Origin of the sequence: Rhodococcus sp. OK519, assembly GCF_003051005.1 — a bacterium.
Taxonomy (GTDB): Bacteria; Actinomycetota; Actinomycetes; order Mycobacteriales; family Mycobacteriaceae; genus Prescottella.
On sequence record NZ_QAOW01000001.1, the window covers coordinates 1,392,321 to 1,406,316 of the forward strand.

9 protein-coding genes and 2 pseudogenes are annotated in these 13,996 nt (G+C 67.4%); 4 read left to right on the forward strand and 7 right to left on the reverse strand.

Annotated elements, in window-relative coordinates; all coding sequences use genetic code 11:
- Window positions 1–51 precede the first annotated feature (51 nt).
- The 3 genes and pseudogenes from C8K36_RS06505 to glgX form a co-directional block, all read right to left on the reverse strand.
- Window positions 52–282: pseudogene (locus C8K36_RS06505) on the reverse strand (aldehyde dehydrogenase family protein); the annotation flags it as partial.
- A 586-nt stretch (window positions 283–868) separates the two neighbouring features.
- Entirely contained in the window at window positions 869–3,247 is a 2,379-nt protein-coding gene (gene treY / locus C8K36_RS06510) for a malto-oligosyltrehalose synthase (RefSeq protein ID WP_107983516.1), read from the reverse strand.
- Entirely contained in the window at window positions 3,244–5,376 is a 2,133-nt protein-coding gene (gene glgX, locus C8K36_RS06515) for a glycogen debranching protein GlgX (RefSeq protein WP_107983517.1), read from the reverse strand. Before glgX ends, treY begins: the two co-directional genes overlap by 4 nt.
- Before the next feature lie 165 nt (window positions 5,377–5,541).
- Between glgX and C8K36_RS06520 the strand changes: the two genes are divergently transcribed.
- Window positions 5,542–5,817 carry a peptidase gene (locus C8K36_RS06520; RefSeq protein WP_258195175.1) on the forward strand — a complete coding sequence of 92 codons (276 nt, stop codon included), beginning with the start codon at window positions 5,542–5,544 and terminating at the stop codon, window positions 5,815–5,817.
- A 206-nt stretch (window positions 5,818–6,023) separates the two neighbouring features.
- Window positions 6,024–7,697, forward strand: a complete 1,674-nt coding sequence (locus tag C8K36_RS06525) for an ammonium transporter (protein ID WP_107983812.1) — start codon at window positions 6,024–6,026, stop codon at window positions 7,695–7,697.
- Here the strand turns inward: C8K36_RS06525 and C8K36_RS06530 are convergent.
- The 3 genes and pseudogenes from C8K36_RS06530 to C8K36_RS06540 form a co-directional block, all read right to left on the reverse strand.
- Complete coding sequence (locus tag C8K36_RS06530; protein ID WP_258195285.1) at window positions 7,690–8,946, reverse strand: ion channel protein; 1,257 nt, start codon at window positions 8,944–8,946, stop codon at window positions 7,690–7,692. The two genes, C8K36_RS06525 and C8K36_RS06530, sit on opposite strands and share 8 nt — an antisense overlap.
- A 62-nt stretch (window positions 8,947–9,008) precedes the next feature.
- Entirely contained in the window at window positions 9,009–9,428 is a 420-nt protein-coding gene (locus C8K36_RS06535) for a hypothetical protein (RefSeq protein WP_258195176.1), read from the reverse strand.
- Window positions 9,425–10,074, reverse strand: a pseudogene (locus C8K36_RS06540) (alcohol dehydrogenase catalytic domain-containing protein). Before C8K36_RS06540 ends, C8K36_RS06535 begins: the two are co-directional and overlap by 4 nt.
- 113 nt (window positions 10,075–10,187) lie before the next feature.
- On the opposite strand from C8K36_RS06540, the gene C8K36_RS06545 reads away from it, so the two are divergent.
- Window positions 10,188–10,550, forward strand: coding sequence for a hypothetical protein (locus tag C8K36_RS06545; RefSeq protein WP_107983521.1), 363 nt, complete (start codon window positions 10,188–10,190; stop codon window positions 10,548–10,550).
- A gap of 95 nt (window positions 10,551–10,645) precedes the next feature.
- Window positions 10,646–11,857 (forward strand): PucR family transcriptional regulator, encoded by a 1,212-nt coding sequence (locus C8K36_RS06550; RefSeq protein ID WP_107983813.1) that lies wholly within the window; start codon window positions 10,646–10,648, stop codon window positions 11,855–11,857.
- Window positions 11,858–11,999: 142 nt separating this feature from the next.
- Here C8K36_RS06550 and C8K36_RS06555 read toward each other — a convergent pair whose 3' ends face one another.
- Entirely contained in the window at window positions 12,000–13,295 is a 1,296-nt protein-coding gene (locus C8K36_RS06555; RefSeq protein ID WP_107983522.1) for an HNH endonuclease signature motif containing protein, read from the reverse strand.
- Window positions 13,296–13,996 lie beyond the last annotated feature (701 nt).

Consider the following 13,996-nt stretch of genomic DNA (forward strand, 5'->3'; position numbering starts at 1 on the left):
GTTCGAAGCCGCCGTGCGGCATCTCGGCGACGAGTGGGATGTGACGACCGGGCCGGCGAAGAAGCTCAACTGGTCGGCTCCGACCTTGATCTCCTCGACGGCGATGATCGCCTTCGGCCGGCCGGTGTTGCGGCATTGGGCTTCGACGAGTTCGTCGCTGTGCGCCTCGATCGCGTCGGCGAGGGCGAGTAGCGCGCTCTGACGCTGTCCGGGGGTCGCCTTGTCGGACGCGGAGTCCACGAAGGCGCCGTCGATGTAGTTCTTCAGGAGTTCGGTCGTCATCGCGCTCGGTCCTCTCGATCGGTCGGGCAGCGCCGCTCGTCGATTTCCGCCGTCAGTGGCCTTCTCAATCTGCGCTGCCTCACAAGATGCGCCATCTGCCAGAGTGACAGGGTCGGGAGTCGCTCATCCGCCGATTCGGCAAGTGGGTCGGCGCGTGGCGCCCGCCGCAGGTGATGGAGTATCGGATGACCCATTGGACTCGGGCATGTCGATCAGATCCTGGTTGGAGGAGGCCACGGACGAGTCGATGGCCGGTGCCGTCCGGCAGTGCGGGCCGAGTTGCTGCTTGCGATTATCTCCCGACGGAGCTGACCGCGAGCGCCAACTCCGCGTCGACGACGTAACCGTGAGCGCAGGGGACTCGGCCTGCGCGGCGCAGGTCGCCCATCGGATCGGTGAGGCGGGCGGTGCTGACCGGGGTGTGTCCTGCGCCAGCGGTTCACGGCGTCCGCGAGGTTCGTCCGGGCCGAGCTCCCGCAGTGCCAACTCCACGAGCCCGTGGTGGCGCTCCGACAATTCATCGGCGGATTACGTCTGCCGCCAGCGTGTCCCAGTACCGGCGCCGGCGGCGATCAGTTGTCCAGGGTCAGGGCCGGTCCAGTCGGACCAGGAGAGCGACCGGTAGGCGGTCGAACATCTTTGCCAGGGGGGTCGAGCCCGAATGGAGTTCTCCCGTGAGGCGGTCGAACCAGTTTCCCGTCGGCAGCGTGATGCTGGAACTGCCCCAGCCGCTTTCGGTGAGCAACACGCTGTGTCGAGTTGCCAACACGATGACATCGGAGGTGGTGCCGGCCGGTCCGCGCGCGAAGCCGAGCAGGTGGTCCCGGGCGGGGCCGACGCCGAAGACCGGACGGTAGTGCCCGCCGACGAAGCTGCCGGGGCGCTCCCGCCTCAACCGCAGGGCGATGCGCGTCATGTGGAGTTTGGCCGCGCCCGACGCGTCGATCGGTGGAGCGTCGACACCGGGAGTGTCCATCGATTTCAGGAGTGCACGTCGCACCGAGAAGTCGACGGAACGCCGATTGTCGGGGTCCACCAGCGAGTCCTCCCACAGCTCGGTGCCCTGGTACACGTCGGGGATGCCGGGCCCGCACAGTTGGAGGAGCTTCTGCCCCAGCGCATCCGACCATCCGTGCGGAGCGAGATGCTGCGAGATGCGGCCGATGCTGCGGCCCACGGGACCGTTGACGACGCGGTCGATCCAACCGTGGAGGGCACCCTCGAACTTCGTGTCGACCTCGGCCCAGGAAGTGTGCACGCCGGCTTCCCGGACGGCCTTCTCCGCGTACGCATGCAGGCGAGCGCGCAGATCGCCGTTGCCGGGGTCCGTTCCGTCGACCGGCCACACGCCGAACATGTTCTGCCACATCATCAGTCCGGTCACGCCGTCCGGGCTGGGTGCAGACATCTCCCAGTCGGCAACGCATCGCGCCCATAGTTCCGGGACCTGCGAGAGCACCCCGATCCGGGCACGCACGTCCTCGCCGCGCTTGGTGTCGTGGGTCGACAGCGTCGTCATCGTACGAGGCCAGTGGTGGGCCCGCTCGTGCGCGCGCAGATGGAATTCGGCGGGAGAGCAGCCGAAACCTCCGGGGTCGCCGCCCACTTCGAGGAGTGACACGAGGCGCGCCGTGCGATAGAACAGGCAGTCCTCCACCGCCTTCGCGGTGACCGCACCGCACACCTGATGGAACCGGGTGCGGGACTCGGTGCCGTCGACGATCGCGCTTGCGAGCGTGGTCAGGGCCGTCTGCCAGTCCGGGTGCCGCAAGGCTGTCTCGCCGATCACGCGCGGCAGCACCCCGGTCAATGGCATGTAGTCCGCCCGGTACACCGGCATGTGCGCGAGGACTTCGACCACGGCGTCCCGCAGTTGCTCCGGATTGCAGAAGGTCGGGGAGTCCCGCAGGACGGCCCGGATCAGCCGTCGAATATCCGGCGCGAGGTCACCGCGAGCGGCATTGCGGCGCAGCTCTTTCCCATTCGACTCCACCCAGGCGCGGTCGCCCGGCGCACCGGTGCGGGCCGCGAGTTCGGTGAGCGTCGCGGCCCCCGCCGGATCGAGGAAGACGCCACCGTACTCGGCGAGCGCGTCGTATCCCGTGGTGCCGTCGATCGGCAGTGTGGCATCGAGTGGCTCCCCGGGGGCGAGCACTTTCTCGGCCACCAGCCAGCGCTCGGGCCCGATCACTTCGCGCAGGTTGCGCAGGTAGCCGGCGGGATCGCTCAGTCCGTCGGGGTGATCGACGCGGACACCGTCCACCAGCTCGTCGCGCACCCACGACGCGAACTGGTGGTGGGTGGTGTCGAACACCCGCGGGTCCTCCTGGCGCACTGCGGCGAGATCGTTGATCGCGAAGAATCGGCGGTACCCCACTTGCCCGGCCCGCCACGGCACCAGCCGATATGCCTGCCGGGCGTGGATCTCCCGCGGTTCGCCGTCGTCGGTTCCCGGCGCGAGAGGGAAGCGCTGCTCGCCCAGCGCCAGCAGGGGAGTGCCGCCGGTGCGATCGACCTTCAACTCGGCGAGATCGCTCTCGTCCGCCAGCACGGGCAGCGCGATCCGCCCGTCGGCGCCGTTGTCGTCGCGCCAGTCGAGGTCGAAGAACCGCGCGAACGGCGATCGGTGCCCGTTTGTCAGTACGTCCCACCACCAGCGGTTCTGTCTCGGTCGGCCTATTCCGAGATGGTTGGGCACCAGATCGACGATCAGTCCCATGTCGCGTTCGCTGAGTTCGGCCGACAGCGCGACCAGTGCGGGCCGTCCACCCAACTCCATCGACACGGATGTCGGGTCGGTGACGTCGTAGCCGTGTGTGGATCCCGACACCGCCGTCAGGATCGGTGACAGATAGACGTGCGAGACGCCGAGGCGGTCGAGATAGTCGACGAGGCGGCGCGCGTCGTCGAGGGTGAGGGTGTCACCCTGCAGTTGAAGGCGGTACGTCGCGGTGATCGGTCTCATGGACGCGTATCCCGACGCGTGTCCCGGCGCAGGACGAGGAGGGATCGGGACGGCACCGTGAGGGTGTCGCCGGAAGACACAGCGAGATCTGTTGCCCCGTTGGGGGCGTCGGTGTCGAGGACGCCCACCCACCGAGTGTCGGCCCCGCCCCGCGGGATCGTGAAGTCGAGGCCCTCGTCGTGGGCGTTGAAGAACAGCAGGAACGAGTCGTCGACCACTCGTCGGCCGCGCTGGTCGGGTTCGGGGATCGCATCACCGCCCAGGTACACGACCAGGCCCTTGCCGAATCCGCTGTCCCAGTCCTCGGTGGTCATCTCCCGCCCGGACGGCGTCAGCCATGCGATGTCGCGACTGTGTTCGTCGCGGACCGGTCGGCCCGCGAAGAACCGGCGACGGCGGAAGACGGGGTGCTCGGCCCGCAGTGCCGTCGTGCGGCGGGCGAAGTCGAGGAGGTCGGCGTTCGATTCGGCCAGCGACCAGTCCATCCAGGACAGTGGTGAATCCTGGCAGTAGACATTGTTGTTGCCGTTCTGGGTGCGGCCCATCTCGTCGCCGTGCGAGAGCATCGGGGTGCCCTGGCTGAGCAGCAGCGTCGCCAGCATGTTGCGACGTTGACGGGCACGCAACGCGAGGATCGCCGGGTCGTCGGTGGGCCCCTCGACGCCGCAGTTCCACGAGCGGTTGTGGCTCTCGCCGTCCCGGTTGTCCTCGCCGTTGGCCTCGTTGTGCTTTTCGTCGTAGGACACCAGGTCGGTGAGTGTGAATCCGTCGTGGGCGGTGACGAAGTTGATGCTCGCACCGGGACGACGCCCGGTCGCCTCGTACAGGTCCGACGAACCGGTGAGGCGGGAGGCGAATTCCCCGAGGGTGGCCGGTTGCCCGCGCCAGTAGTCGCGGACCGTGTCGCGGTATTTACCGTTCCACTCGGTCCACAGGCCGGGAAAGTTGCCCACCTGGTAGCCGCCCTCACCCACGTCCCACGGTTCGGCGATCAGCTTGACCTGGCTCACCACCGGATCCTGCTGCACCAGGTCGAAGAACGCGGAGAGCCGGTCGACGTCGTGCAATTCGCGTGCCAGCGTCGATGCCAGGTCGAAGCGGAAGCCGTCGACGTGCATCTCGGTGACCCAGTAGCGCAGCGAGTCCATGATGGGTTGCAGCGTGTGCGGATGCCGCGCGTTGAGGCTGTTCCCGGTGCCGGTGTAGTCCTTGTAGAGGCCTGGATCGTCGTCGTCGAGTCGGTAGTACGCGGCGTTGTCGATGCCGCGGAAGCCGATGGTAGGCCCGCGGTGATCACCCTCGGCGGTGTGGTTGTAGACGACGTCGAGGATCACCTCGATCCCCGCCTCGTGAAACGCTCGGACCATGGCCTTGAACTCGGTGACCACCCCGCTGGGTTTGGTGGCCGACGAATATTCGGCATGGGGGGCGAGAAACCCGAAGGTGTTGTATCCCCAATAGTTTCGCAATCCCTGATCCAGCAGGATCTGGTCGTGCATGAACTGGTGCACCGGCATCAGCTCGATCGCGGTCACCCCCAGCGCGCGCAGGTGCTCGATCACGGCGGGGTGCGCCAGCCCGGCGTACGTGCCGCGCAGATCCTCCGGCACGCCGGGATGCGTCGCCGTCATGCCCTTGACGTGCGCCTCGTAGATGAGGGTCTCGTGGTACGGGGTACGCGGCGGTCGGTCCGTGCCCCAGTCGAAGTAGGGGTTGATCACGACGGTCGTCATGGTGTGCCCGAAGGTGTCGGCGCCGTGGGTGCGCAGCGACCGATCGTCGTCGAAGCGTCCGTCGAACGCCTTGCCGTACGGATCGAGCAGCAGTTTGGACGGATCGCAGCGGAGACCGGCGTCGGGGTCGTACGGACCGTGCACCCGATAGCCGTAGCGCTGCCCGGGTGTCACCGAGGGGAGATAGGCGTGCCAGACGTAGCCGTCGACCTCCTCGAGCGTTACCCGGGTCTCCGTCCCGTCCTTGCCGATGAGGCAGAGATCGACAGCCTCGGCGACCTCCGAGAATATGGAGAAGTTGGTGCCGCCCCCGTCGTAGGTCGCACCCAGCGGATACGCCCCCCCCGGCCACGTCTCGGCCGACGGTGATCCGTCCGACCTGCCGCTGCCCTCCATGCTGGTGAACCCTAGTCGGAAGCGCCCCCGTTCTCTTTGCGCGCGCCGACGTCATTCGGGGCTGACGTGATTCGGGGCTGTCGAAGCCGTGCAGGTCCGGGCTAGCGTGGAGGGAAGTCGAGTCGTCCGTCGAGGTGAGGTTCGATGTTGTCGTACAGAGATGTAGTGAGGGATGTAGCGAGGTCGGGGGCCGCCGTGTTGTGTACCGCCGCGGCGGTGTCGGGAGTCCTGTTGGCCGGGGCTGGTAGTGCGCAAGCGCAGGAGTCGCCGCGGGCGCCCGGAATCCTGGGATTCGAACTCGACGAGGAGGACGGCCGACCCACCGTCGAGATCGATTTCGTGGATCTCCAGGGCGAACGGCGCGAGATCGACGTGGATCTGCAGACCGGACGCATCGTGGAGGACGAACCCGAGGACGACACGGCGGCCGTCGCTGGGTGACGCCGACGCCGAACCGTCGACGCTCGTCCGGTGCGCCCGCGACACAGCGGTGGTAGCCGATTCTGGGGACTGACACCGCGAGATCTCTTCTCTAGACTGAAGGTTCGGCGACGCCGCACTCGCGGCAGCGCCGATCGGACGGTTTGTCCCGCATCCGACTCGTGACCGCCGGGGCGACCGGAGCATGCTCTCCGGAGGTGGCTTCCGTGACCGCAACGAATCCCGTCGACGCCGGCGACACCGCGTGGGTCCTGGTGTGCGCGGCACTGGTGCTGTTCATGGTCCCCGGGCTCGCCTTCTTCTATGCCGGAATGGTGAAGAGTCGCAACGTCTTGGTGATGATCCAGCAGAACTTCGTTCCGCTCGGTGTCGTGACAGTCGTGTGGGTGCTGATCGGCCACAGCATCGCGTTCAGCGACGACGCCGTCGGCGGACTGTTCGGTGATCTGAAGCTGTTCGCGTTGCAGAATCTGGACGAAGCGCCTAGTCCGGCAATGCATGTCGTGATGCCTGGGGTGGCCATTCCCGCGCTGGCGTTCGTCGCCTATCAGATGATGTTCGCGATCATCACCCCCGCGCTCATCACCGGGGCGACCGCGAACCGGTTGAAGATCGCGGGGTGGGTGACGATCCTCGCCGTGTGGCCGGTGATCGTGTACGCGCCGATCGCGCACTGGCTGTTCAATCCCGAGGGATGGCTGGCTCGCCGAGGGGCGCAGGACTGGGCCGGCGGGATGGTGGTGCACGCGTCGGCCGGCGCTGCCGCGCTCGCGATCCTCCTTGTCGTGGGCAGGAGGACCGGGTGGCCCGAAAGCGAAACCGTCCCGCATTCGGTGCCGCTCACAATGATTGGCGCCGGAATCCTGTGGTTCGGGTGGTTCGGGTTCAATGCGGGAGATGGGTTGCAGGCAAACGGTATTGCTGCCCAGGCCCTGCTGAACACCCACGTGGCCGCGGCGACGGGCATGGTGATCTGGCTGATCGTCGAGCGATTCCGGCAGGGACGCGCCACCGTGGTGGGCGCGGCGACCGGCGCGGTGGCGGGGCTGGCCACGATCACGCCGTGTGCCGGCTACGTGGACACCGCGACCGCGCTGGCGATCGGCGCGATCGCGGGACTGGTGTGCCAGGTCGCGCTCCGCCTGAAGGTCCTCTTCCGGTTCGACGACGCGCTCGATGTGATCGCCGTCCACTTCGTCGGTGGCATACTCGGGTCGCTCCTGCTGGGTCTGTTCGGCAAGAAGGCCATCAACGCGATCGGCGCGGACGGGCTGTTCTTCGGTGGAGGCTTCTCGCTACTGGGAAACCAGGCGCTCGCGCTCGTGGTCGTGGTGGTGTTCTCCTTTGTCGTCACCCTTGCGATCGCCTTTGCGGCGGAGAAGACCGTGGGACTGCGCCTGCCGGCCGACGAGGAGTTCGGACTGGACCGCCGGCGTCAGGGCATGGATGCCTACCAGTTCGCGCCGTCCTTCGTCGCCGGTGCGGGTCTCGCGTCCGGTGCCGTCGATCAGCCGCCGGTGACGTCCACCCGGATCGCGCCCTCGCCACCGGGCGAGCGCTACCGCCTCGTCACCGTGCTCGTCCGGGCGCTGGACGCGGGCCGCCTCGAACGGGCGCTGCGGGACGCCGGTGCGCGGTCGATCGTCGTGACCGAGGTGCATGCGCCGTCCGTGCATCGGGACACCGTGGTGATGCGCGATCGACGCAGCGAACTTGCGTTGGCGCAGCGGCTCAAGGTGGAAGTGCTGGTCCGGGAATCGGATGTCGAGGCGGTGCTCGACGCCCTCGACGAGAACACGATCGGCGGCCACGACGGATTCGTGCAGGACGCGGCGCAACCGCTGACGCCGCAGCCTCGTTCCGACGATCCCGTCAGCTGACGTGTTTCTCGAGTGGGGCGGTGTTCGGTCCCACCACCAACTGCCCGCGGTGGACGGCGATCAGCCAGACCGGCAGCACCGCGATGCACAGCACCGGGATCACCCCGAACGACGCCACCATCGTCGCGCCGATGAACAGGCCCAGCCAGCAACTGCGCACCGCCACCACCAGGGCACCCAACACCGCACACGACACCGAGAGCGCCAGCGGAACCGTGTCGAACACGGCGTGGACGAACAGACCGACATTGAGCCCGACGAACACGGACGCGAACGTCCGACCGCCGCGGAAGCCGCAACTCGACGCGACGAGTAGCGCGACGAGATTGATCAGTGCGAACAGGGCGAGGCGGCCCACCGACTGATTTCCGGCGTCCGCGGTGACCCGACCCATGTTCTCCGCGTCCTTGAAGAGAGTGTCCGGTCCGCCGACCGCGCCGAGCACGCCGAGGACGGCTCCGCCCAGACCGATCGCGAGAACCGGATTCGGCAGCGCATGGAACAGTGCGTGCATCCGGTGGAACGCCGGAACACCGAGCAGGAAGAAGACCGCAGTTCCGACTGCGATCGCCGTCCCGATCAGGACGTGACCGATCGTGGGCCACCGGTACTCGGGGACGTCGATGATGAGCATCGGGCGATCGAGCAGGAGCATCGTCGCCGTTCCCGCGCCGGCCGCGACGAGGGGAGCGAACATGTTCTCCCAGAGTTCGCCTTTCGGGCGCCGTCCGGCGAGTTCGACGAACGCCAGCGGGCCGGCCAGCGGGGTACCGAACAGCACGCCGATCGTCGCAGACGTCGTCAACCAGACGACGCGCTTGGTCGGCATGCTCGGCCACAGCCGCCCCAGAACCCACGCCGCGACCGCGACGTTGATCGCGATGAGCGGATTCTCGGGACCCAGACTGACTCCCGCGCCGAGGGCGAGGGCGACGACGAGCGCGAGCGACGGGAGCGACCTCAGCGGGATCGGTGGGCCCACCAGACCCGCGGTGGCAGGGTCCGGGCCGCCGTGGCCGGGTAGCTTCCACACCAGCAGACCGACCAGGAGTCCGATTCCGGTGAGTACCGCGAAGATCCACCATCGGGCATAGCCGTCGAATCCGACGAGGTCCGGAATCCAGGTGTACAGCAGTGCGGTGACCCGGTCGGTCACGATCACCATCACGATCGGGATGACGGCGGCGCAAACTCCCACGAGAACCGAGGGGACGGCCTCGCGGGCAATCGTTCCGGTGCTCGGGAACACGACGTCCAACAGTGCCTCCGGCGGTTGCCCGATCGACGGGTCGGAGTGCTCGCTCCTCCACGCTACGACTCGTGATTGCCCGCCCGCAGGTTCTCGCGCAAGAGATATCCGAGCAACACCAGCGCCGGGATGCACCAGATCCAGTAACCCCAGCCGAACAGCATCAGCGCGACATGGAAGGCGATCGCGCCGAACAGCCCGATTCGTGTCCACACGCCCCCGGCCAGGACGAGCACGCCGATGGCAAGTTCGCCCGCCGCGACAACCAAACCCCACAGCGCCGGGTGCGCCATGAAGACATCCCGCCACGCCGTGCGAACGAACGGCAGGTACGACAGGTCTGCGAATGGCCGGTACAGCTCGGCGTCGGCCGCGACGATGCCGACGTGGATGCCGGCGGTGAAGACGAAGAGTCCACCGACGAGCCGGCGGAGGAGATCGGCCGTACCACTCACGGCGCTCGGGGTGCTCGGGGCGCTCACGGCACGATGACTGCCCGGCCGCGCAACGTGCCGGCCGCGAGTCGGCGATACGCCTCGACACCGTCGTCGAGGGAGAACCGCTCGACCGCGATGTCGAGCACACCCTGGTGCGCGAGGTCGATCAGCTCGATGAGTTCGCTGCGCGAACCCCAGTACGGCGAAGCGACATTCGTCTCGTATGCACCGGTGAAGAAGCCGACGCGCGCAGCAGATTTCCCGTCGCCGAGCCCGACGATGGTGACGTCGGATCCGACGCCGGCGACCGCTCGGCGATCGCGCCGGGCGCACCGAGCCCGGGCGGCGCGATGCCGAGTTCCCGTGCGCGGGAGCAGTAGTTCTCGAGTCCCTGCGCGCAGTGCCAGCACCGCCCACAGCCCCACGGCCCGTACACCACGACGTTCGTGCCGATCTCGAGGTCGGTGACGCCGGCGCCCACAGCGGCGACGCTTCCGGCGCCCTCATGTCCCAGTGTCATCGGGAGGTCGTACCCGAATTGCTCGGCCGGCAGGCCCATCACGAACTCGTCGGAGTGGCAGACGCCCGCGGCAGTGATCTGGAGTAGGACTTCGCCGGGGCCGGGTTCGGGGGTCGGTATCTCGACGAGTTCCGGCTCGGCTCCGATTCGCGTGTACTGAATTGCCTTCATCTCGCGCTCCTTCGACCTGGCCGTCACATCCTGAAAATTCGCTCTGCGATCGAGCATCGCACGGATTCGTTCACTCTCGGGACAGTGCCGAACCGCGGCGCTAGGTTCAGGGTATGGGAGAGGAGACACCGGATCCCGAGCATCTCTACCGCTGCCTGTCCGAGCGGGCGCGACTTGCGTTGCTGCGCAACCCTCAGGGATTCGTGCCGCCGGAGTTCATCGGCCAGGTCATGAGCGTGTGCGGCGAAGAGAGCGTCTGCTACGCAGCCCCTGACGACGCACTGCCGCATTTCGCGATCTTTCAGGGCCCGGTGTCGGACTACCTGTATGCCCGCCGGCGGGACCTCGACGCCTGGTGGGAGGCGCTCGATCCGCAGGCACGCCGTGACCTCGCCCGTGGCCACCTGGCGCGCGAATCGGCGCTACTGGATTCCGACTACGCCGCGCTGCGCACGACTGGATCCGATTTGCGCTGATTGCCCCGGTGTTTCGATGACGGGGCGGCGTCGGCGCCGCGTCTACTGTGGAGGCTCGGATCGACGACGGGACCGGTTCGGGAAGGTGTGAGAGCGTGACGGAGGGCGTGCCGGCCGAGCTGTGGCTGCGGGGCTATCTGACGACGACGCTCTCGCGTGAGGACCTGAGCGAGTTTCTCGCCGGACTCGAGGAGTCGTTCACGACAGATGTCCCCGAACTCGCTTCGGACGCCGAACTGCAGCGGGACCTGCGCGCCGCGCTGCGCAGTCAGTTGGCCGCCTTCCTCGACGCGAGCCGGCTCTCGGCAGACGGGCCCGCTGGCGCGCCGGTGTCGAAGGAGGCGCACGGGCTGGCCCGCACGGTCGCGCAGCGGGGGCTCGAGTTGCGGGTCCTCTCGCAGCTGTACCACGCCGGTCATCGCGCGATGCTGACCTTCGCCACGGCCTTCCTCCACCACGAGGACCTGGACGCGGACTTCAAGCTCCAGGTGCTCACCACCATGTGGTCGCAGACCAGCGAGCTGCTCAATGCCATGTTGGACGAGCTCGCCGTCACGTACTCGCAGGAACGGGAACAACTCCTGCAGGGCGCCTTCGCATCTCGCGTGACGACAGTCCGCGAGATACTCGATGGCGGCGGAGATGCCGAGCAGGCCTCGGCTCGCCTCGGTTATCCGTTCCGACTCGCGCACACGGCCGTTGTCGTGTGGGCCGAGGATCCTGCACTGCTCACGGGCTCGCTCGACGGGGTCGTGTCCCGGATCGCCGGATCCCGACGAACTCTGTCCGTTCCCTCGGGGGCGCACGGAGTGTGGTCGTGGATTGTCGACGACAACCCCGAGGCAGGTCCGCCGATCGTCGACCCCCAGGCGATTCCGGTGGGTGTGAGGGTCGCTGTCGGCGGCAGCGCACTCGGTGTCGAAGGATTCCGGCGTAGCCACCGCGAGGCACAGGCCGCGCAGCGTGTCGCCGAGACCGGGCGTCGGCGTGATTCGGTGACGCGGTACCCGGATGTCGAGATCGTGTCGATGTTGTCGGCGGATCCGGTCGCCATGCGGGCGCTCGTCGAGCGGGAGCTGGGCGGACTGCTCGGGGATGAGGCCGCTTCCGAACGTCTGCGCGACACCATGCGAGCGGTGCTGGCCTGCAATGGCAACCAGGAGGCGGCGGCGCGGAGGCTGGGGATTCACAAGAACACAGTCCGATACCGTATCCAGCGTGCCGAGGAGATTCTCGGCGTCGACCTGTTAGCGCACCGGCAGAAGCTCGAACTCGCGTTGGAGTGTCTCGACGTCTTCGGTGACTGAGCTGAGCTGCGAGGCCCTGCTTCCGTCGATCTGCGACGGACGATGTGCGGCTGTTCCTCAGCTCGATCCGCTCCTACGAGATGGGCTGACGAGCCCACGTGGTGACAGGCGGCACCCCGCTGCAGGTGTCGCCTATCGGTCCTCATGCCGCGCGTGGTCCTGCGCGGTTGTGGGCGGGGATGGGTTTCCGGTACGGGTCCACCGAGCCTGGCGGTGTGAACCACGGGTGGTGATCTTCGCCGATGGCTACTTCCCAGTGGGAGTGGTGGAGTAGCCGGTGGTGGTAGCGGCAGAGCAGCACCAGGTTGTCGAGGTCGGTGGGTCCGCCGTCGGCCCAATGTGTCACGTGGTGGCCTTCGCAGTGGGCGGGTGGTGTGCCGCAGCCCGGGAAGGTGCATCCGTGGTCGCGGGCCACGAGTGCGCGGCGCTGCTTTTTGGAGACTGTTCGGCTGCTGCGTCCCAGGTTCAGCGGCACTCCGTCGTCGATGACGATGGGGGTGAGGTGGCAGTCGCAGGCGAGGCGTCGTGCGGTGGCGATCGAGAGTGGCCCCATCCATGGCATGTGGGCGATGTCTTTGTCGCCGAACGGGTCTGGATTCCCGTTGTCACCCTCATGTTCCGTGTCGGTGCGCGTGAGGTCTGTCGCGTTCACGTGCAGGGATAGGTGTGGTTTTTCGCCGCCTTCGGTGGGTGAGTCTCCGGAGTCGAGGTAGTGGCGGAGGATTTCGGTGAAGGCCTCGGCACGGCGGCTCCCGGGACTGCGCATGCCGGCGGGGTCGTCGACCGGATTCGTCGGCTTCGTCAACGCGGACAGCGCGGTGAGCAGCATCTCGCCGGTGACGGCGTCGAAATCGCCCTTCACGGCCACCCGACCGTTCAGAGTCTTCGACGCATGGAATTCGTTGCGGTCGGTGTCTTCGCTGGCGGGGAGGTCGTCGGATTCGAAGATTCGCTCGAGTTTCGCGATCGCACCCCGTAGCGCTTCCGTCGTCGCGGCAGGTCCGGTGGCGCAGTCGAGCAGCGCTTGTCGGCAGGGGCCGAGTGCTTCGTCGGGCATGCCGTTGGGGGGTTTCTCGCAGAACTTCGCGATCAGCGCGGCGTGGCCTCCGGAGATGCGACCACTCTCGTACTCGGCGGAAATCTCGGGTTGCCGACCGAGTGCGCGTCCGAGGGCGAGAATCCCTGCGGCGGCAGGCACTTCGAGCAGGGTGTTCGCCGCGAGCCACAGTTTGACGCTGCGGAACCCGAGGGTGTCGAATGAGACTGGCCGTTGGTCGATCTCGGCGACCATGGTGACCCGCAGGGCTTCGAGCCGTTCGATCTCGCGGGAGACGTCGAGAGTGGACTGCAACATCTGCGTCTCGGGGAGACGGCGCGCGTCGTCGGCGTGCAGCGATAGCGCTGAGGTGCTTGGTTCGATGATTCCCCCCGGATTCATGTACCCAGTTTAGTTCGAACTAGTGTTCGAGTCAACGGCGTCTTCTTGCGCCATCTATCGGTGGGCATATCGCAAGTTTTTGCCGCACGAGGAGCTCGGGCGTCGGTTGTAGATCGCCTGCGCCCGTTCGGATGTGGAGATCCCGCCCGGGTGGGAGGTGCATCCGCCGGTAATGGCGACCCACTGGTCGAGATCGTCGCGACGCGCTACCATTGCGCCAATGACGACTTATTCTGATCCAAGATTGGGGGCCCAGTTCACCAACGGTGAGTGCTGATGCACACTCCGACCGTGAACGGGACGGGTCCCCGACTGGCCTTCTGGCTTCGTACGCGCGAGTTCGCCGTGCCGCCGACCATGATCGAGAATGCGACAGGCCGACGTCTTGTGGGCGACTGGTCTGGCGCTTGTGCCGCAGCAGGTTTCGATACCGACATTGATCTACGGGCACTGGCCCGCCGGCACGGTCGGGATGTCGCGGGACAGGTGCTGGCCGACCTGCAGCATCTTGCACCCGACCTGCTTCGTTGGCACCTGCCGCGGGTGGCACCTGCCGGACTGCTACGCCCCGGATTGACCGTCGCGCTGGCTCGATACGGTCGGCCCGAACTTCGAAGACGTTGCAGCGGGGCCGGTTCGGTGCAACTGGTGGCCCGCACAGCTCCAGTCTGGGCGGAGGCCGGGCAGCGGATCGTGCTGAC